Origin of the sequence: Paraburkholderia sp. J7 (genome assembly GCF_905220155.1) — a bacterium.
Classification (GTDB): Bacteria; Pseudomonadota; Gammaproteobacteria; order Burkholderiales; family Burkholderiaceae; genus Paraburkholderia.
Map to the genome: position 1 here is coordinate 48,667 of NZ_CAJMYZ010000009.1, position 18,798 is coordinate 67,464.

Here is an 18,798-nt window from a genome sequence, read left to right on the forward strand (position 1 = left end):
AGGTCGGCTCCGACGAGCCTTGATGGCCCGCACACTAGCGGAGGTCATCTGCTCTCCGGCTTGAAGCGTGACGTTACGGCTGATAAGACGAATCGACGATCGTCCACAGCGCAGCTTTCGGCTTCAGGTTCGCATCGAAGGGCAACGGCAGGTTGTTGCGCGGCACCGGCGTCGACGTCAGCCACGTATGCTTGTCCGAATAGCCCCAGAACGTCACCGCCTTGATGCTCGGCTCCTGCTCGAACAGAGCGAACACCGCACGATATCGCTCGGCTTGCGCACGCATGATGTCGTTCGGCACGGGATGGCCGAGGTCCGGCAGACATGCATGCGGATTGCTCCAGCATTCGCCCGGATCGTTATAGAGACTCACGTCGAGCTCGGTCACCTGGTTTTCGAGGCCGAGTGCGGCGACGTCGTCGAACGCCTGCTTGATGTTCGGCAGCGGTGGCCATTTCACGCTGATATGCATTTGATGCCCGACTCCGTCAATCGGCACGCCCCGCGCACGCAGATCGCGGATCACCGCGAGCAGCTTCGCGCGCTTGCGCGGATCGTCAGTGCTGTACTCGTTGATATAGAGCTTCACGTTCGGGTCCGCCGCGCGCGCCGCGCGCAAAGCGATCGCGATGTAGTCCTTACCGAGCGCGCGATACCACGGACTGTCTTCGCGATACACCTGATGCGGGTCGTCGCTGATCACTTCGTTGACCACGTCCCATGCATAGACCTTGCCGCGGAAGTGTGTGACGACGTCGGTTACATATCGATCGAGCCGCTTCGCCACGATGTCGTGATAGTGAGGGTCTTTTGGATCGCCAGCGAAGAACCAGGCCGGCGCTTCGGTCCAGTCGCCCGCCTTGAAGTGCCAAACGAGCGTATGGCCGCGCACCGCGATGCCGTGCGCCTGAGCAAACGCGACGATCTGGTCGGCCGGTTCGAAGTTGTACTGGCCTTCCGCAACGCCGATCGTGCCCGGCTTCATCTTGTTCTCGGCGGTGAGGCTCGAGAACTGTGCGGCAATGAGCGCCGCGTCGGCGGGACTGTCGATCGAATCGGGTTCGATCGCCGCGCCGACCTTGAAGTGCGCGGCCATCACACTGCGCAGTGGCGGCAACGCTTCAGCGGGCGCCGCGGCGAGCGGCGCCCCGTCGTGGGCCGCCACCGTCGGGTTGTTCGCGCAGCCCGCGGTCCATGCGAGCGCGCCAACGGCCACGGCTGCGCAGAGCATGCGCATCGAAGTCCTCGAAGGACGCATTGCTGGTCTCCTTGTGATGTGACGCTCGTCCGGGTGGTTTCTAACCACTTGCAACGTTATCGGTAACAACGCGAATGTTAGGCAGTGCCCCGCGGAGCAGCTATGAGGGATTTACCTGAGGTATGAACGAGGCGATGCAAGGTGAACGAGTGTCGAGTCGATCGTTCAAATCGAAGAACACAGTACAAAAACTCGCGTGAAATTCGGCCCCAAGGCGGAAAGCCATGATGTGGCTACTTTCGTCGAGGCGGCGCTACACACGGAGGTTCGATAAGGCAGAACTGGCCGCTCACGGCATTTCAATCACGTATCGAGAAGTCCGGGTTGCCCCATCGCGTCCAGTCTCGCACAGGAGCCAGTAAGCGTGACGGCATCGACTGATCGTTGTTAATCGCCAAAACCTTCTGCTCGGTTCAATCGCCCCGGAATTGCGTTGGTGATTTTCCGGTCCATCGCTTGAATGCGCGAGCGAAATTGCTGGTGCTGGTGAATCCAAGCAAGAAAGCAATTTCGGTTACGGAGCCGGTTCGCTGCTGGATGTAATTGCAGGCCAGTTCCCGGCGCGTGTCGTCCATGATCTGCAGGAAATGAGTGCCGCGCTGCGCTAACCGCACCTGCAAAGTCGCCGGGCTCACGCACAGCGCTTCGGCTACCTTCTCCCTGCTGCACTCGCCGGAAGGCAGCAATTCGATGATTTTCTGCGTGACACCGGTCACCACGTCGCTCTTGTCCAGGCGTGCCAGATATTGATTCGCGATATTGTCGTTGACTTGCGCCAATTCCGGGCAGGCTCCGCCGAGCGGCTGCATCAATTCATGTCTGTCGAAAGTCAGCGTCGTGGCCCGATTCGAAAAACTGATCGGCGCTCGCATCAAGGCACGGTACGGCTCGTCGCCCTCACGCGGCATTGCACGATGGAATGCCACGGACAGCGGGTTGAACCCCGGTTTGTACAACATGCGCATCGTTTGCACCAGGAAACCGACGAAGGCGTCTTCAGTCTCGCCACAAACCTCGATCCTGAAATCGGTGGCGCGCACGGCGACTGTGTCGCCTTCTTCAATGACAAGAACGGTCGCCGATTGCGACACCAGCCGGAAGTGCCGCTCCAGCCGGCGACAGAAGTCGAGCAGCGTGCTGCTGGCGGCGAGCGCGTAGCCAAGCGCATGCAAGTTGGAAATATGGATGTGCCGGGCGACCGAGAGGCCGAAATACGGATTGTTGGTGGCCTCCACGCAGGCACGGTATAGCCGGGTCAGGGTGGCAACCGGCAGCCGGACCATCGGGCCGTTCACCATCTGGGGTGGCACGCCGACGGAGCGAAAAATGCGCTCGCTGTCCATTCCGCTGGCTTGCAGAGTCTTGGCGATTGCCGAGCAGTAGCCCGCTATGGTCGTCGCTTCCTGCCTTGCGACGATGGAGGGTTGGCGGTCGGATTTCAAGGCGCGGCAATCTTGGCAGACGGTGGTGCGGTCGATTCTACACCGCCATTGAACGAGTCAAGGCGCGCTTGCGGCCGCCGCCCTTCGTCCGTGCCGGGACGACACCCCTCCTTCCACAGTCGCTTCTCACAGGCGCGTTCCACGCACGATCACTGTGGATCGCTTTGCGGAATGCACTTTTCGTTCCAAAGAGCCGCGCGGTCATCGCCCCCTGCCTAATATCACTTCCTGCTGCGGACAGGTTTGTGCCTCGCCGCCACGACAACATTCATGCATCTCCCGGAGACGTTATGACCGAAGAAACCTTGCTGTTTGAACCAACCGGTGCGGTTGCACGCTTGACGCTGAATCGCCCCAAGGCGATGAACGCGATGAATATGGCGCTGCTGGCCGAACTGGACCGCCGGCTGGCACAGATCGCCGCCGACGATGACATTCGCGTCCTGGTCTTGACCGGCGCCGGCCCCGCATTCTGCGCCGGCGCGGATTTGAAGGAAGTATTGGCCAGTCAGAACACAGAGGCCGGCGAAGCGGATTTCCTCGACCGCGCCGACGCAACGCTTGCGCGCCTGCGCAATTTCCCCAAGCCGGTGATCGCAGCACTCAACGGCGTAACCATGGCCGGGGGGCTGGAGATGGCCATGTGCGCCGACATCGTCATCGCTGCGCAAAGCGCTGCCATCGGGGACGCTCATGCCAACTTTGGCGTCTATCCCGGCGCCGGCGGTGCAGCGGTTTTGCCGCGCCTCATTCCTCAGAACGTCGCCATGTATCTGCTGTTCACCGGCAAGACGCTTTCGGCAGCCGAGATGAAGGCTTACGGCTTCGTATCCGAAGTCCATCCCGATGGCGAACTGGCCGATGCAGCGATGAAACTCGCCGGGCAGATTGCCGGAAAGAGCCCTGTCGTGTTGCGGCGCATGAAGCAAGTCGCGCGCGTGTCCGCAGACAAGAGCCGGGACGACGCGTTGCTGCATGAGCAAGTGATGTTGCGTCGCCATCTGCGCAGCTTTGACCTGCAGGAGGGCTTGCAGGCCTTCGCCGAAAAACGCGCACCGCAATTCCAGGGCCGTTGAGCCGCCCCACGCCTTCATCCTGCACTTCTCATCCCTCTTTCCGGAATGACATGAACGATATCTATGTTGCCGGTGTCGGCATGACCCCGTTCGGGCGCTTGCTCGAACGCAGCGTATACGACATGGTCGGTGAGGCCGTCACCCTGGCCTTGAAAGATGCCGGCGCAGAGGCTGCCGACATCGGCCAGGCATTCTATGCAACGCTGACCAACGGTCAGTTCCAGGGGCAGACCGCGATTCCTGGGCCCATCGCCACGCGCCGCATCGGCATCGAAGGCATTCCGGTGTTCACCGTTGAAAATGCCTGTGCCGCCGGCTCTTCCGCATTCAACCTGGCTGTGCAGGCGCTGCGGGCTGGAACCTGCGACGTAGCCCTCGCCGTCGGCGCGGAAAAAATGCACATCGCCGACAAGGCCAGGATGTTTGCCGCGTTCGATGGCGGCTGGGACGTCTCGACTGTCGATGACAACAAGAAGACGCTGCTGGCATTGGGCGAAGGCGTGGAGCCCCCGCCCGGCACGATGTCCGATCGTCCATACAGCGTGTTCATGGACGTCTATGCCGCCATCTGCCGCAATCATATGAAGCGATACGGCACCACGCAGCAGCAGATCGCCGCGGTCGCGGCCAAGAACCATCAGCACTCGGTGCATAACCCTCTGGCGCAATTCCAGCAGCCCATGACGATCGACGAGGTACTGGCTTCGCCGCCGATCACTTACCCGCTGACCACGGCCATGTGCTCGCCGATCAGCGACGGCGCCGCCGCCGCTCTCCTGTGCACCGCCACCGGCCTGAAGCGCCTGCGGGGCGCCTCCGGCCGCGCCGTGCGCGTGCTGGCCAGCGTGATTCAGACCGGCACGACGCGAAGTCTCGAGGAGCCGCAAAAAATCATCGCGCACCTCGCGGCGAAGAAGGCCTACGAACAGGCCGGCGTCGTGCCCGAGGACGTTGACGTTGCCGAAGTGCACGACGCCTCGGCTATCGGCGAAATCCTCAACGCCGAATCGCTGATGCTCGTGCCGTTCGGCGAAGGCGGCCCCGCGGCCGCGCGCGGCGACTTCACAGTCGGAGGACGCATCCCGATCAATCCGTCCGGCGGCCTCGAATCGAAAGGCCATCCGATCGGCGCTACCGGTCTAGGCCAGATTCACGAACTGGTGACGCAGTTGCGCGGCGAAGCTGGACAGCGTCAGGTTCGAGACGCACGCATCGCCATTCAGGAAAACGGCGGCGGCCTGTATGGCATCGAAGAGGCCGTAGTCGGCGTCAACATACTGGCGAAACAATAAGGATACCAAAATGGGACACGTATTTCGCACTGAAGAGCAACAGGCTGCCATCGATGGACTGAGGCGCTTTCTCGACGCCGAGATCGATCCGATCTTCAGCAAGCAATACCGCGACAAGTTCGTGCCGCGCGACAAGATGGCCGAAATCATGCGTCGGCTGACGGAATTCGGGCTGGTGTCGGGCATCGCGAGCGAAGCCAACGGCGGCATGGGCCTGGATTGGCTGACTTCGCTGATGCTGTTCGAGGAGGTGGCTACCACTTCGGCCGACCTGTCGGTGCCGGTGCTGATCAATTCGTTTGGCGTAGTGCTGCTCGAGAAGGTTGCCCCCCCGCACTTGCGTGAACGCTACCTGCCCGGCCTGTTGAGCGGAGACAGTTTCGTCTCGATGGGCATTTCGGAACCGGACGTCGGCTCGAACGTACTGGAGATCAGAACGCGGGCGCGCCGCGATGGCGATCATTTCATCATCAACGGCGAAAAGACCTGGATCAGTAATGGCGAGTACTCGGACTTCCTGATCTGCACTTGCCGTACTAGCGACGACCCGCGCAAGGGGCTCACCCACTTTCTGCTCGACCGCAAAGAACACCCCTACGAAGTCCGCGGCATCCATAAGATCGGCTTCAACAGCCAGTCGACCGCACAGATCTTCCTGACTGACGTGCGCGTGCCGGCCTCCAACATGATCGGCAACGAAGGCGAGGGACTGCGCAATACGCTCTCGCTGTTCGAACGGTCGCGCGTATTCGTCGCCGCCCAGGGACTGGGCATTGGCCGCCGCGCGCTCGAAGAAGCGATTCGTTATGCGAAGGATCGACGCCAGCACGGCAAGGTCATCGCGGGTCACCAGTTGATCGCGGCGATGCTGGCCGAAATGGCGACCAACGTCGACGCAGCGCGCCTGTTGACCTACCGCGCAGCGTCGATGATCGAAGCCGGCGTACCGGCCGAAATGGAAGCGGCAATGGCCAAGTATTTCGCCTGCGAGGCAGCCGTGAAAATCGCTCGCCAGGCCGTGCAGATCCACGGGGGTAATGGCGTCACGACCGAGTTCCTCGTCGAGAAGCTCGCGCGCGAGGCGATCGTCGCACCGATTCCGGAAGGCACGACGCAGATTCAGCAACTCATCATCGGCCGCGCCTTGACTGGCGTGCCAGCGTTCTAAGGCGCTCAGGCGCATTCAAAATCCACAGGACACGTCATGCGTATTGAAGGAAAAGTCATTGTCATTACCGGCGGCGCTTCGGGTCTCGGGCTCGCCACGGCTCGCTATCTGGTACAGGAAAAGGGCGCGCGCGTCGCCATCTTTGATCTGAACGCCGAGGCCGGCGCCAAGGCGCTCGAGGATGTCGGCGCCGACCAGGCGATGTTCGTGCAAACCGACGTCGCCAGCGAGGAATCGGTCCGGAACGCGGTCGCCGCTGTGACCGCCCGCTTCGGCACGGTTCACGTCTGCATCAATTGCGCGGCGTTGCCCACACCGTGCAAGGTGCTCGGCAGGGACGGCCAGGCCACGCCGCTGGCGAAGTTCGCACAAGTGACTGCGGTCAACGTCAACGGCGTGTTCAACGTCATGTCGAAATGCGCCGAGCAGATGGTCACGAACGAAGCAGAGGCCGGCGAGGAACGTGGCGTGATCATCAACATCTCTTCGGGTGCCGCCTACGAGGCACAGATCGGACAAGTCGCCTATGCCGCCTCCAAGGCGGCGCTGCTCGGCATGAACATGCCGGCTGCGCGGGAACTCGGTGACGTTGGCATCCGTGTCAACGCCATTGCGCCCGGCCTGTTCCTGACGCCCATGGTGCAGACACTCGACGAAAAGATCGTAGCCGCGCTGAAGACGCAGATCGAAGCCCCGAGGCGCCTGGGCGACATGCGCGAGTTCGCGCACTGCTGCGCTTTCATCATCGAGAACGCCTACCTCAACGCGCACACGATCCGCCTGGACGCAGCGTCACGCCTGCGCGCGCGCTAATCGCGCAGCACTGGTGACAGAACTGCCCTTCCTCTAAAAAGAGGGAGGGCAAAAGAACCAAGGAGACAAGTCCATGAAGATGAACTTTTGCCGCATCATGCGACTGATGACGCTGCGCTTTCGCGACCGGCAAGCGATTGTCAATGTGGAGCGCGGCCGCAGCTACAGTTACCACGACTACCATCTGCTGACCAACCGCATAGCCGATGTGCTGCGCAACACGCTCGGGGTCGGCAAAGGCGACAAGTTTCTGCTCATCCTGGACAACGACAACCTGAGCCTGATGTTGTTGCCAACCGTCCTCAAGCAGGAAGGCACGGTGGTCATGACCAACCTGCGCGACGCGCCGCAAGAACATGCGCGTCAGATCGAACTGGTCAAGCCGAAGGTCGTATTCATCGAAACGCGCCTGCTCGATGGCTACTACGCCATGTTGCGCGCGGCCGGCTGCGAGATCGTCGTCATGGACGACCCGGCGCCGGAACAGGCCTCGCGCCCCGGCGTGCGCGCGTTCTGGAGCCTGGTCGACACGGCCTCCGAACTCGACGCCAACGTCGAGCTGGACGACGACGAGCACATCTTCATGTTGCGCTTCACCGGCGGCACGACTGGCCAGGGCAAATGCGCGATGTACTCGATCGACAATCTGATGGCTTGCCGCGACGGCGGCTTCAGCAACCCGGATTTCGGCTTCGACTATCGCACACGCACGTTGCATGTGGCGCCGCTCTCGCATGGCACGCTGGTCGTTTTCTTACCGACTTTTTATGCCGGCGGCACCAACCTGACGCTCAATCAGCTCGATCTCGAGCAATGGCGGCAAACGGTCGAACAGCAGCGCGTTACCCATTCGTTCCTGGTGCCGACCGTGCTGTACCGTCTGCTCGAATTGCAGCACCACAACCCACGCGATCTCTCTTCGCTGAACACCCTGATCTACGGTGCAGCACCGATGAGTCCCACCAGGCTCGAAGACTTGATCAAATGCTTCGGCCCAATCTTCGCGCAAGTCTACGCCGCCACCGAAGTCCCCATGTTCGTGTCGACGCTCGACAAGCCCGAGCACGAAATCGGACAGCAGACTCAAAGCGACATCCAACGTCTATCCTCGGCTGGCCGGCCGACGCCAGGCGTCGAAATTTACGTGACCGATGAGCACGGCAACCCGCTGCCAACCGGCCAGTCAGGCGAAATCCACATCCGCAGCCGGGCCGTCATCAAGGGGTACTACAACAATTCGGAAACGACCGCCGCAGAGTTTGCCGACGGGGCGTGGAAGTCGGGCGACCTCGGCTACATCGACGAGGACGGTTACCTGTACATCGTCGATCGTTTGAAAGACATGATCATCAGCGGCGGCTTCAACGTCTACGCGATCGAAGTCGAAGCGGCACTGGCCTCCCATCCGGCCGTCATGATGTCCGCTGTGGTCGGCGTTCCCCATCCTGAGTGGGGAGAGGCTGTGCATGCGGAAGTGTTGCTGCGTCCCGGCGCTTCGGTCGAGGCCGCCGAACTGATCGCGCACGCGAAGGAAAAACTCGGCAGCTACAAGGCGCCGAAGTCGTTGGTGTTCGTCGAGCAACTGCCGACCTCGGTGGTCGGCAAAGTACTGCGGCGCGCGGTCAAGGAAAAGTACTGGCAAAACATGCAGCGCAAGGTCAGCTAGCCATTCCTGGCAAGGCACGCGTGCCTTGATGTGTATCCACCACACCTGCTGATTCCGTGCATCACAACAATAGGAGTATTGATGAAAAGTATTCAGGCACGCGCGTTGACGATTGCCGCATTGATGCTGGCCGCCAGCAGCGCATGGTCGCAGCCAGGCCAGACGGCCAGTGTACCTGCGGGTCTGCCGGCTGCATCGGCTACGCAAAGCGCAGCGGCTCCCGTCAGCGCAAGGAAAGCCGATCGTGCGCTGCGCCGGCAGGTGTATGCCGCCATCGGCAAGCACAAGGAGATCAGCGCCGGCGATATCAGCATCGTTGCAAGAGGCGGCGCGGTGACGCTGAGCGGCACAGTCGTGGACGCTTCGCAGGTCAATGAGGTTGCGCAGATCGCGAAGGGTGTTGCGGGGGTGACCTCCGTGACCAACAAGCTGACTGTGCAAAAACCGTTTGGCGGTGCGTAAAACGCTCGCACAACGGGGGAAGTATGCGAGAGGGTTCGCAAATAGCCGGAGGCGCCTGCTGCACAGGAACAGTGTTTTGGCCGACGCCATGCATTGGCGGCATGCACCAACCGCTGCGTACGCATGCACACCGTGAAGGATGGAACATGAATTTGCAGGTACTGCATGGCGTTGCCGTTGCCGCATGGCTTGTTGTTCTAGCGGCGCAAGCAGCTATCACGGCGCGAGCGCGAGCACCCCATTCGCGCCCCATCGTCGCCGCCATGCGTGGAAGGAACGGTCTCTTTGTGGAGGCGCCGCTGATCGCGACCACCACGGTCACTGGGGTGCTGCTGTTGATGCGCATGTGGCCGGCTCCAACGCTCGTTCTCGTCAAGGCTGCGTTGGGACTCGCCGCCGTTGCTGCCAACACGTTCCGCGTTTTTCTGGTCGCGACGCGCGATTGCGTAGACCACGACATGAAGCGTATTCAGCCGACACGCCGGATCACGTTAGCTCGAACGGCGATCCCGATTGGTGCCGTCGCCTGGATTATTGGGTACCTCTATTTGCACGGACAGTAGGCGCGGCAACTCTGCTTTTTATTGTTTTTTATTTTTTTAGTATGCCGAACCAATAAGAACGTAGCTAGAAAACATTCAACGCGCGCAGTCGGCATTGAAGCGAAGCATCCAACGTGTTCAGCACGTACAGCAGTCGCAAGACTGTTTTAAAGCAAAAAAACCGGAGACGCAATGAAAGTGAAATGGATAGCCGCGGCCGCTTTAGCGGCAACAGGTGGTGCGGCACACGCACAATCGTCAGTGACGCTGTACGGTGTCGTCGATGCCGGGATGTTGTATCAAAGCACTTCGGCGGCCACGTTGAGCCCGACGGCGACCAACCTCGGCAAGGTCTTTCGCTACAAGGATGGCGGCATCTATGCAAGCTACTGGGGACTCAAGGGATCCGAGGACATCGGCGGCGGGTATCGCGTCAATTTCAGATTGCAAGGTGAGTTCGACAGCGGCACTGGCAAGTTCAACCTGGGCGATACGCCGGGCGTGGCCGCACTGTTCAATCAGATCGCGACCGTAGGTGTATCGGGACCGTTCGGCACAGTGAACTTCGGTCGCCAGATCGTGCCGATTACCTATGCAATGGCCGAGACCGACGTACGGGGAGCTCAGTATTTCGGCAGCATTCTGACTGCATGGCTCGGCATGAACCAGGCTGCGGGCTGGCAGGGCATCAGCACCAACGGGCCAATCGGCGCGTTGTACGACAGCAATGCGATTGTCTACGAATCGCCAAAGTTCGCCGGCCTGTCCGCCGCGCTCGAGTATGCACCCGGAGGTGTACCGGGCAGTTTCCAGGGGAACACGCGGGAGTCCGCCGTATTGAAATACTCGAACTATGGCCTTCGCTTTGCGGTTGGCTACTACCTCGGCCACGATACGAATCCCGGCCCGACAACGGTGCCTACCGGACTCGCCAATAACCGCCTTTTCTACGTGGGAGCGCTATATACGTTCCACGCATTCTCGGTTTCCGCATCATATTCGAACGGCAGGAATCCAGCGCAGTCTGAGCAGGTCAATCTCGATCTGTATTCGGGCGGCCTCGGCTACCAGTTCTCACCTGCCTTCAAGGTTACCGGTGGCGTGTACTACCTGAAAGACCGCAACAACTCGGCCAACAAGTCGACCGCAGTGGCAGCCGGCGCGGAGTACAGCCTGTCGAAAGCTACGCTCGTCTACGGCCAGGTGGGGCACGTGAACAACCGGGGAACAATGACCCAGCCACTTACCTATGGCCAACCCGTGGCGCCTGGCCTGGCCACGACAGCGGTCATGCTGGGTATCCGTCACGTTTTCTAGCAGCTGCCTCATCGTCATGTTCGACGAATGGGTACCGAATTCGTCCGTCAGGCAAGGGAATCGGCCTCGCCTGACAACTTAACCAGGCGGGAAATCTCCACTTCCGACCGGGACCCGGTCTGGTTCAGGGTCACCGGAGCCACACCTTCAGAAGGAATCATCGCCCTATGCCTCATCCCATTTCCGCTTTGGGCGCGGGTCACACCATGGTCAGCCTGGGCCATTTCTCCTCGCATTCTTTCGCTCTGCTTACTCAAAACCGTCCTGAAGTACAAATTGCGCCATCACATCCCCGCGCAATCAATCGCCGAGGGCGCTTCACGGCAGTTTGTTAACTAACGTACCGATCAAAGAGCGTGATTTCCAGGTACAGTTGCCAGGAAGCACTGCGAGACGCTACTCGCTGGCCGCCCCCCCTTTCTGCGCCTTCAATTGGTTCCTCACGGCCGTTACGCCCAGTACCGGTCTTGCCGCATTGGCGGCTCGGGAGATTTGCCAGGTCTCCGGCACCGAGCCCGTGAGCGTGACGACGCCACGGCTAACCCGAATGTGAATGTCCGAATCGTCGAGATCCGGCACGCGCCTGAGGGCGCGGCGAACGTCACGCACGATCGAAGTATCGGGCCGGGTACCGGGTGTCGATGCCGAGACTCTTTGCACGGCCACACCTGGCGGGTCGTTCATGCCGGTTTGCGCGTTCGCACTGCCAGCACTGGCAGCGCAGCTTGCGATGGCAACGAACGCTATCGCGCCGAGGGTGCCCAATGGGCCGTTCGCACCGTTTCTGTTCATGCTGCCTCCTTCGGGTCGTGTCTACCGAGGAAAAGCGCCACTTGCACGCATATGTTCGCACAGGATTTTGCGCGTCGCGTCCACGGTGGCCTGGCACCGCCACAATGCCCGCGCACAACAACCGCGGATGAAGTAACGGACGACGCAGGAGATGACTTCGGCGCCACACTACGCTACCCTAACAACTCCGATACACAAAGTCGTCGTATAACCATGTCACATATCAGCACGGGCGTCGAATACGGACTGCATTGCCTGCTTTATCTTGCCGGCACTTCTGCCGGCGTGCGCGAGGCGAGCGTGCGCGACCTCGCGGAAATGCAGGGGGTGCCGGTCGACTACGCCGCCAAGCTCTTCACGCGCCTTGCCAAGGCCGGTATCGTCGAGTCGACCGAAGGCATACGCGGCGGCTTCAGGCTCGCGAAACCCGCACGAAACATTTCGGTGCTGGACGTGGTCGACGCCATCGACGGCGAGAAGGCGCTCTTCGACTGCCGCGAGGTGCGCGGCCAATGTGCGGTGTTCAACGACGAGCCGCCCGCGTGGGCCACGCGCGGCACCTGCTCGATACACGCCGTGATGCAGGGCGCCGAGCGCGCCATGCGCGCGGAACTCAAGCAACACTCGCTTGCCGATCTCGCCACCCGCGCGTATGCCAAGGCGCCTGCCAGCTATCACCATCACGTGGTGGACTGGTTCACGGAACGCGCCGCCAATCGTCGCGGATAGCCAGCGCCGCTTTGCGAACCCTTCTGGCGTGCAAGAAAAAACGCGGAAGCCTTCACCGAGGCTTCCGCGTTTGACCCAATCCGTCGCTTTCCTAACGGATCACGCAACCACGATGCGAAGCGGATCTGCGGCGGCGAGCGCCTGCTCACGGTCCGCACGCGGCGGATAGATCCACTCGGAGTTGATCTGGTGCTTGAGCTTCTTCGCCTCGGTGCCCTGCAACTTCACTTCGCGCTCCCACCCTTCCGTATAGACCGCGCCCCACGGGCCCAGATCCAGACACGTCACGTACTTCGGCTGACTATACGGAATTTGCTCGAGGCCGAGCAGATCGGCGGCGACGTTATGGCCTGCCGAGCGCCCCAGATTCATCGCGTGCTGACACGACATCATCGTGTGATTGCCTTCGTCGTCGGTGGCCGCGCGAGCGACGTCGCCCGTCGCGTAGACACCGGGCACGCCCTCCACCGCGAGGTTGCGATCGACGTGAAGACGCCCCACGGCGTCGAGCTGGCCCGGAATCTGTGCGGTCAACGCGCTTGCGCGCAGGCCGGCCGTCCAGATCACCGTGTTCGATTCGATGCGCTCGCCGTCCGTTGTCGTGACGCCGCCGGCATCCACTGAAGCGACGCCCGCGCCGAGCTTCCAGGTCACGCCGAGCGAGCCCAATGCCTCTTCGATAACGGGGCGCGGGCCTGCGCCCAGGTCCGGACCGATCTCATTGTTACGCTCGACGATGACCACCTTCACGTTTGCGTGCTCGCCCAGCGCCGCGCGAAGGCGTGCCGGCATTTCCGCTGCGGTCTCGATACCGGTGAATCCACCGCCCGCCACCACTACCGTATTGCGCGCAAGCGTTTCCGGCTGGCTGGACAGACTGCCGATGTGCGCTTCCAGTTCGACCGCTTCGTCGGTCTGGTCCACGCTGAAGCTGTGTTCGGCGAGGCCCGGAATCGACGGGCGAAACAGCCGGCTGCCGGTCGCCAGCACGAGGCGGTCGTAGCCGAGCGTAGTGTGCTGGCCGTCCGCGCCGGTCAGATCCACTGCGCGACGCTCCACGTGAATGCGCTCGACCGTGCCCTGGATGAACTTGACGCCAGTCGCTTCGAAGATCTCCGTGAGCGGCGCCCTGAAATTCGCAGGACCTTCTTCGTACAGACGCGGACGGACATGCAGATGCGGATCGGGTGCGACCAGCGTGATTTCCACGTCCGTGCGCCCTGCTTCATCGAGCAGCCGCGCCGCGCTGAGTGCGCTCCACATGCCGGCGAAGCCGGCCCCAATAACAAGAATACGCTTCGACATTTTTGCTTCTCCAATGCAGGGATACGTGAATTCGGGCGTGGCTCTCGCCGCAATCTCCGGTCGTGTGACCCGCGTCGCGCCTGCGCAACGCATAACTCGGATTCTATGAGTCGGAGTTTAAAGACGCAAGTGCCCTATTTGGGACACACTGTTGACGAATCAGGCAACGAAGCCGCGAAGCGGCATGCGACTACGGTTGATGGGACTTGAAGAAGTCGACCAGACTCCGCGGCGAATCGCCGCCGAGGCAAGCATCGAGCACCGCTTTTGCCGCCGCCGCTTCGCACGCACTGCGAGGGAAAAGCGCTGTCTCGTACGCAAGGAGCGCGGCTTCCACGTCGCCGGGATGCGCGGCAATGGCCTTTGCGAGTTCTGCACCGTCGAGCATGGCCAGGTTGGCCCCTTCGCCAGATGGGATCATCAGGTGCGCCGCATCGCCAAGTAATGTCGCGCCGGGCGTGCGCGGCCATTTGTGCGCCACGGGGAGCGCATGGATCGGGCGAAACACGGGGGCCGTTTCGCCATCGGTGATGAGTGCAGTCAGCGGCGGCGCCCAGCCATCGAACGCATTCGCAACCGTGGCCAGAACGGCTGCCCGGTCGGACCGGTCAATGCTGTCGATCCAGTCTTGAGACTGGTTCAGCTGTACGTACGTGTGCAGCACGCCGCCCGGCTCGCGGTGTGCGACGATGCCTTTGCCCGGCGCGAGCGCAAACATGGAACCTTCGCCAACCGCTTCGGCACTCGCCTTGTGATGCGTGTCGCAGTTGAACAGATACGTCTCGATGAATGCCGTGCCGACATAGGCCGGTTTCGCGTCCGATAAAAGCGGGCGGACTTTCGACCACGCGCCATCAGCCCCCACCAGGAGATCGGTTGTCACTGTCGAGCCGTTAGCAAAGGTCAGAACGTGTCGGCTGCCGTCGAAAGGAAACACTGTGTTGACTTTCTGTCCCCACCGCACTGTGCCGGCAGGCAGCGATTCGAGCAGAATCCGCCGCAGCTCTCCACGCGGGACTTCGGGTCGCCCGCCTGTTCCGTCGTCCGGCTGCTCATAAAGGACCCGGCCACGCTTGTCGAGAACCCGCGTCGCCTGCCCGCCGGGATGGATGATTTCGAGGAACCGGTCGAAGAGTCCGGCTGCCTTCAGCGCGAGCTGCCCGTTGTTCTCGTGAATGTCGAGCATGCCGCCCTGCGCTCGCGCATTCGCCGAGGCTTCCGCCTCAAAGATCGTCGAAGCAATACCGTGAACGTGGAGGACCCGAGCGAGCATGAGCCCGCCGAGTCCCGCGCCGATGATTGCAATCGATGTCTTCATCCTGCTCCTCTGGAACAATGTTCCAGAGTAATATGGAACATTGTTCCAGAGACGTCAAGAGGAAGCATGGTCAAGAAGGCGCGGAGCGTTCAGCGGCGTGAGGACTCGCTCTCACGCGAGCGGATCATCGAGGTGTCGATCGAGCTTCTGGATAGCAGCGGCGAAAGCGGCCTGACGTTTCGCGCGCTGGCCGAGCGGCTCGCCACCGGTCCCGGCGCGATTTACTGGCATGTCGAAAACAAGAGCGATCTTCTGAACGCCGCCTGCGACGCCATCGTGGCTCTCACAATGGACGCGCCATTGCCGGGCGCCACGCCACGAGAGGCAATTCGCGCCCTCGCGCTGGGTCTGTTCGACGCGATCGACGGCCACCCGTGGGTGGGTTCGGTGCTCGCGCGAAACCCGGCGCAATCGGCAATGGTTCGGATTCTTGAACGTTTGGGCCAGCAGATTCGCGCACTCGACGTGCCTGACGACGCGCAGTGGGCAACGGCGTCCGCATTGCTGAGCTATATCCTCGGCGTGAGCGGCCAGAACGCGGCGAATGCGCAGATCGCTCGCGCGCAAGATGCCGATCGAACCCACTTTCTGGACGAGGTCGCCTCGGTGTGGTCGCAGCTCGATCCCGAAGACTATCCGTTCACCCGCAGCGTGGCCAGACAGTTGCGCGAGCACGACGACCGCGCCGACTTTCTCGCTGGAATCGACCTCATCCTGCTTGGCATCGAGTCAGCGCACGGACGTTGAGCGCTACATGCCCATGCTGGTCCCTGCGCCCGTGCTCGTGCCGGTGCCCGTGCTCGTGCCGGTGCCCGTGCTCGTGCCGGTGCCCGTGCTCGTGCCGGTGCCCGTAGCCGTGCCTGTGCTCGGCGCTGCGTTCAGATCGATCCTTCCATACACACCATCGGCCTCGTCATTCGGCCCCGCCGCGAAAAACAGCGTATTGGAGGGCTGATTGCTCAGGTCGTTGCCGAACGCAATGCCCCACAGACCCGGCTCGACAATCGCGCTGCCGTTCGACGCAACGAGCGGCCCCATCGACTGGCCGCTCGCTGCATTGAACGCGTTGATCGTGCCATCGCCGAAATTGCCGATCAGTATCGCGCCACTCATCGTGCCGAAGTTCGAAGGCGCTTGCGCGATGCCCCATGGCGCATTCAACGCGCCGCCCGACGCGAAGCGTTGCTTCAGGTTGCCGGACGTGTCGTACACGTCGACCATGCCGAGCCCCGCGCCGGCGACATCGTCGTGTTTGGCCGCGTCCTGCTTCGCGTAGGTGACGAACAGATTCGAGCCAATCGCCCGAATGCCGAACGGCGCGAAGCCGGCCGGGATGAGCGGGTCCGTGAAGGCGCCGGGCGTCGTGACCTTGCTGAACGAGGTATTGAACACATCGATCTTGTTGTTGTGGAAGTCGGTCGCGTAGAGGAAGTTTGCGTTGTTCATCGTCGCGAGCGCGAGCCCCTTGTACACGGCGCCGCCCGTGCCATCGTCATACATGACGAACGCATTGGTGGGCCCGACCGCTGGCGCCCACGCGGTGATCGTGCCGCCTTCGCCCGCAAAGATGAACGCAGCGACACCAGACTTGCCGTTTTCCGTGACCGTGAAGCTCTGCGTGCCGTTGAAGACGATGCCCGTGGGCGAAGCCGAACCGTTGTTGCCGGCGGGAATCGCGACCACCAGCGATTGCGGCACCCCGTTGCCGTCATACAGCGTCGCGACATTGGTGCCGTTGTCCGCAACCCAGACAAAACCGTTCGGATTGAAGGCGACCCCCCAAGGGTTCTTCAAATTCGCGTCCGTGTGCGCGGCCGCCACTGCGCCATCCGAAACAAGGGCCGTCACTGCGAACGACGACTGGACCGGCGTGCTCGTACTGTTCGAGTTGCCGCTGGAACTGGAACCGCCGCCACACGACACGAGTGTCGCGATGGCCGCGCCGCAAGCTACGACGCCGAATACGGCGAGTAGAGGCTTCATGACCGCACTCCTATTTCAGTCCACGGGACTAACGGACAAAGAACGAGGAGGACGCGGCGTTTATTCCGGCAAAGAAAAAGGGATGATGTCGCGTGCGATCGCAATGACTGAACTAGCTAGCGAAAAGCGGGCGGCGGGCAACGCACGCTACGCGTGAGCGCCCGACACCAGCACATTCGCCGATGCCGGCGGCTTGTGCGGCGTGCCCAGCAGCGCCAGTTGCTTCTCGTGCGGCGAGAGCGCGCCACTGTCACGCTTGTCGGCCTCGGCATACTTCTGAGCCGCGTGAGACAGGTCACCTTCGTTTTCGAGCGCTTGCCCCCAAAGTTCATACGAGGGCGCGAGGTCCGGCCGCAGTTCGACCGCGCGGGACAGCCTGGCGATCGCCGCCTCGTTTTGTCCCGTGTCGACGAGCGCTTCACCCCAGTCATGGAGGATGTTCACATCGTCCTCGTGCATGGTGTTTGCGCGGCGGAATGCGCTGAGGGCTTCGTCATACCGGTGCGCGTGCAACAACACGTCGCCGAGCAAGCGCTGGTTCTCCGCCGTACTGAATTTTTCGCGGGCACCCAGCCGAAGCTCCCTGATCGCCGCGTCGATTCGCTTCTCCTGCTCGAGTGCAATGCCGAGGTTGGCCCGCAAGACGGCCGAGTGCGGGTACAGCAAGAGTGCGTCGCGTGTCAGTTGTTCCGCCTCCTCGGCGCGGTTTTGCCTGAGCAGCAGCCACCCTTTTCCCGCGAGTGCCCACAAGCGTTCCCGCGAGCCTGGCCTGCCGAGGACATCGTCATAGATCGCGTCGATCTCGCCATAGTCGCATTGGTCCAGCGAACACCGCGTCTTTTGCACCTTGGTGAAGAGATGGCTGGCGAGCGTATTCGGCTCGACGAGCCGCATGACCCTGGCCGCGATGTCCTGCATCGACTTGTCGAAGTCACTGGCGCTGAACGCGACGTCGTCGTGCATGGCGTTGAACGGGCCGTTTTCGATCTGAATATGGGCGACATAGGCATCCGCGCCGTCACCCGTATGCGTAATGCCGATATGGACGATCACGTCCGGCTTGTCGCGGAAAAACGTCGATTTCAGAAAACCGACAATCGAGGCATAGGACATGTCCTCGCCGGGAATCTTGATATCCGGACTGTCGCTATCGGCCAGCGAAGCGTCGTGCGGGACCGCGTCGCTTTCGCTGCTGATCCCACGCATTGCGGCAAGAATTCGTTGTGCCAGGAATTCCGGGGCATAGCCGGTATTGACGAATGCCGTTGGTGCTTCCACCGGCGGCACCAGGACGTGCTGTGTGCGCGCGCCGGAAATGACGAGCAAGCAAAATGGAGCGACCAGGATCAGGATGAACCAGGGGAGCACGAAAGGCCATAGCGCTCTTGGCGCGCGGGCGATCCACCCGATCAGAGACCACACCTGCGACAGGCCGCCTGGCCCGCGATCCACAACGCTCGACATGATGCACCTCGACCCGGCCGCAGTTGGTGGAGTCCAACTACCGGTCGGCGTTCATGCATCGAATGTGCCAGCACGCTCAAACGCTTCTCTGCAAGGCGTTTGCGCCATGTTTGCGAATGTTTGGCGTGCCGGTTGTCATCTCGCGACCAACGTCTACAGACGGCGAGTGCC

17 protein-coding genes are annotated in these 18,798 nt (G+C 61.9%); 10 read left to right on the top strand and 7 right to left on the bottom strand.

The features are described from left to right. Positions 1–73 precede the first annotated feature (73 nt). Positions 74–1,258: an endo-1,4-beta-xylanase gene (locus U5A58_RS16260; RefSeq protein ID WP_321962194.1), complete on the bottom strand. Its 1,185-nt coding sequence runs from the start codon at positions 1,256–1,258 to the stop codon at positions 74–76. A gap of 413 nt (positions 1,259–1,671) precedes the next feature. Next, positions 1,672–2,700 carry an AraC family transcriptional regulator gene (locus U5A58_RS16265; protein ID WP_321962195.1) on the bottom strand — a complete coding sequence of 343 codons (1,029 nt, stop codon included), beginning with the start codon at positions 2,698–2,700 and terminating at the stop codon, positions 1,672–1,674. A 290-nt stretch (positions 2,701–2,990) separates the two neighbouring features. Between U5A58_RS16265 and U5A58_RS16270 the strand changes: the two genes are divergently transcribed. The 8 genes from U5A58_RS16270 to U5A58_RS16305 all read left to right on the top strand — a co-directional run bounded on the left by U5A58_RS16270 (position 2,991) and on the right by U5A58_RS16305 (position 11,036). Then, the gene (locus U5A58_RS16270) at positions 2,991–3,776 is read left to right on the top strand and encodes an enoyl-CoA hydratase/isomerase family protein (RefSeq protein ID WP_321962197.1); all 786 of its coding nucleotides are present in this window, start codon (positions 2,991–2,993) and stop codon (positions 3,774–3,776) included. A gap of 50 nt (positions 3,777–3,826) precedes the next feature. Continuing rightward, positions 3,827–5,068 (top strand): thiolase family protein, encoded by a 1,242-nt coding sequence (locus U5A58_RS16275; RefSeq protein ID WP_321962198.1) that lies wholly within the window; start codon positions 3,827–3,829, stop codon positions 5,066–5,068. Positions 5,069–5,078: 10 nt separating this feature from the next. Next, positions 5,079–6,236: an acyl-CoA dehydrogenase family protein gene (locus tag U5A58_RS16280; protein ID WP_321962199.1), complete on the top strand. Its 1,158-nt coding sequence runs from the start codon at positions 5,079–5,081 to the stop codon at positions 6,234–6,236. Positions 6,237–6,272: 36 nt separating this feature from the next. Beyond that, on the top strand, positions 6,273–7,049 hold the full coding sequence (locus tag U5A58_RS16285; protein ID WP_321962200.1) for an SDR family NAD(P)-dependent oxidoreductase: 777 nt from the start codon (positions 6,273–6,275) through the stop codon (positions 7,047–7,049). A 106-nt stretch (positions 7,050–7,155) separates the two neighbouring features. Further along, positions 7,156–8,715 (top strand): class I adenylate-forming enzyme family protein, encoded by a 1,560-nt coding sequence (locus U5A58_RS16290; protein ID WP_321962201.1) that lies wholly within the window; start codon positions 7,156–7,158, stop codon positions 8,713–8,715. An 81-nt stretch (positions 8,716–8,796) separates the two neighbouring features. Next, positions 8,797–9,177 (top strand): BON domain-containing protein, encoded by a 381-nt coding sequence (locus U5A58_RS16295; protein ID WP_321962202.1) that lies wholly within the window; start codon positions 8,797–8,799, stop codon positions 9,175–9,177. 146 nt (positions 9,178–9,323) lie between these two features. Further along, entirely contained in the window at positions 9,324–9,740 is a 417-nt protein-coding gene (locus U5A58_RS16300) for a hypothetical protein (RefSeq protein ID WP_321962203.1), read from the top strand. A gap of 171 nt (positions 9,741–9,911) precedes the next feature. Further along, positions 9,912–11,036 carry a porin gene (locus U5A58_RS16305; RefSeq protein ID WP_321962204.1) on the top strand — a complete coding sequence of 375 codons (1,125 nt, stop codon included), beginning with the start codon at positions 9,912–9,914 and terminating at the stop codon, positions 11,034–11,036. Between the two features lie 396 nt (positions 11,037–11,432). Here the strand turns inward: U5A58_RS16305 and U5A58_RS16310 are convergent, their stop codons facing one another. After that, entirely contained in the window at positions 11,433–11,828 is a 396-nt protein-coding gene (locus U5A58_RS16310) for a BON domain-containing protein (RefSeq protein WP_321962205.1), read from the bottom strand. A 213-nt stretch (positions 11,829–12,041) separates the two neighbouring features. Between U5A58_RS16310 and U5A58_RS16315 the strand changes: the two genes are divergently transcribed. Beyond that, positions 12,042–12,557 (top strand): Rrf2 family transcriptional regulator, encoded by a 516-nt coding sequence (locus tag U5A58_RS16315; protein ID WP_321962206.1) that lies wholly within the window; start codon positions 12,042–12,044, stop codon positions 12,555–12,557. Between the two features lie 99 nt (positions 12,558–12,656). Here U5A58_RS16315 and U5A58_RS16320 read toward each other — a convergent pair whose 3' ends face one another. Further along, a complete protein-coding gene (locus U5A58_RS16320) occupies positions 12,657–13,862 on the bottom strand; it encodes an NAD(P)/FAD-dependent oxidoreductase (RefSeq protein WP_321962207.1) in 1,206 nt (401 codons plus the stop codon). Positions 13,863–14,052: 190 nt separating this feature from the next. Then, on the bottom strand, positions 14,053–15,180 hold the full coding sequence (locus tag U5A58_RS16325) for an NAD(P)/FAD-dependent oxidoreductase (protein WP_321962208.1): 1,128 nt from the start codon (positions 15,178–15,180) through the stop codon (positions 14,053–14,055). Between the two features lie 66 nt (positions 15,181–15,246). On the opposite strand from U5A58_RS16325, the gene U5A58_RS16330 reads away from it, so the two are divergent. Further along, on the top strand, positions 15,247–15,927 hold the full coding sequence (locus U5A58_RS16330; protein WP_321962209.1) for a TetR/AcrR family transcriptional regulator: 681 nt from the start codon (positions 15,247–15,249) through the stop codon (positions 15,925–15,927). 3 nt (positions 15,928–15,930) lie between these two features. Here U5A58_RS16330 and U5A58_RS16335 read toward each other — a convergent pair whose 3' ends face one another. Both U5A58_RS16335 and U5A58_RS16340 read right to left on the bottom strand, forming a co-directional pair. Then, entirely contained in the window at positions 15,931–17,163 is a 1,233-nt protein-coding gene (locus U5A58_RS16335; protein WP_321962210.1) for a TIGR03118 family protein, read from the bottom strand. Between the two features lie 147 nt (positions 17,164–17,310). Beyond that, on the bottom strand, positions 17,311–18,627 hold the full coding sequence (locus tag U5A58_RS16340) for a tetratricopeptide repeat protein (RefSeq protein WP_321962211.1): 1,317 nt from the start codon (positions 18,625–18,627) through the stop codon (positions 17,311–17,313). Positions 18,628–18,798: the final 171 nt, after the last annotated feature.

What these genes read in the sequence shown, in the direction of transcription:
- U5A58_RS16260 (WP_321962194.1), bottom strand. Translation starts at nt 1,258, where the DNA reads ATGCGTCCTTCGAGGACTTCGATGCGCATGCTCTGCGCAGCCGTGGCC.
- U5A58_RS16270 (WP_321962197.1), top strand. Translation starts at nt 2,991, where the DNA reads ATGACCGAAGAAACCTTGCTGTTTGAACCAACCGGTGCGGTTGCACGC.
- U5A58_RS16275 (WP_321962198.1), top strand. Translation starts at nt 3,827, where the DNA reads ATGAACGATATCTATGTTGCCGGTGTCGGCATGACCCCGTTCGGGCGC.
- U5A58_RS16280 (WP_321962199.1), top strand. Translation starts at nt 5,079, where the DNA reads ATGGGACACGTATTTCGCACTGAAGAGCAACAGGCTGCCATCGATGGA.
- U5A58_RS16285 (WP_321962200.1), top strand. Translation starts at nt 6,273, where the DNA reads ATGCGTATTGAAGGAAAAGTCATTGTCATTACCGGCGGCGCTTCGGGT.
- U5A58_RS16290 (WP_321962201.1), top strand. Translation starts at nt 7,156, where the DNA reads ATGACGCTGCGCTTTCGCGACCGGCAAGCGATTGTCAATGTGGAGCGC.
- U5A58_RS16295 (WP_321962202.1), top strand. Translation starts at nt 8,797, where the DNA reads ATGAAAAGTATTCAGGCACGCGCGTTGACGATTGCCGCATTGATGCTG.
- U5A58_RS16300 (WP_321962203.1), top strand. Translation starts at nt 9,324, where the DNA reads ATGAATTTGCAGGTACTGCATGGCGTTGCCGTTGCCGCATGGCTTGTT.
- U5A58_RS16305 (WP_321962204.1), top strand. Translation starts at nt 9,912, where the DNA reads ATGAAAGTGAAATGGATAGCCGCGGCCGCTTTAGCGGCAACAGGTGGT.
- U5A58_RS16310 (WP_321962205.1), bottom strand. Translation starts at nt 11,828, where the DNA reads ATGAACAGAAACGGTGCGAACGGCCCATTGGGCACCCTCGGCGCGATA.
- U5A58_RS16315 (WP_321962206.1), top strand. Translation starts at nt 12,042, where the DNA reads ATGTCACATATCAGCACGGGCGTCGAATACGGACTGCATTGCCTGCTT.
- U5A58_RS16320 (WP_321962207.1), bottom strand. Translation starts at nt 13,862, where the DNA reads ATGTCGAAGCGTATTCTTGTTATTGGGGCCGGCTTCGCCGGCATGTGG.
- U5A58_RS16325 (WP_321962208.1), bottom strand. Translation starts at nt 15,180, where the DNA reads ATGAAGACATCGATTGCAATCATCGGCGCGGGACTCGGCGGGCTCATG.
- U5A58_RS16330 (WP_321962209.1), top strand. Translation starts at nt 15,247, where the DNA reads ATGGTCAAGAAGGCGCGGAGCGTTCAGCGGCGTGAGGACTCGCTCTCA.
- U5A58_RS16335 (WP_321962210.1), bottom strand. Translation starts at nt 17,163, where the DNA reads ATGAAGCCTCTACTCGCCGTATTCGGCGTCGTAGCTTGCGGCGCGGCC.
- U5A58_RS16340 (WP_321962211.1), bottom strand. Translation starts at nt 18,627, where the DNA reads ATGTCGAGCGTTGTGGATCGCGGGCCAGGCGGCCTGTCGCAGGTGTGG.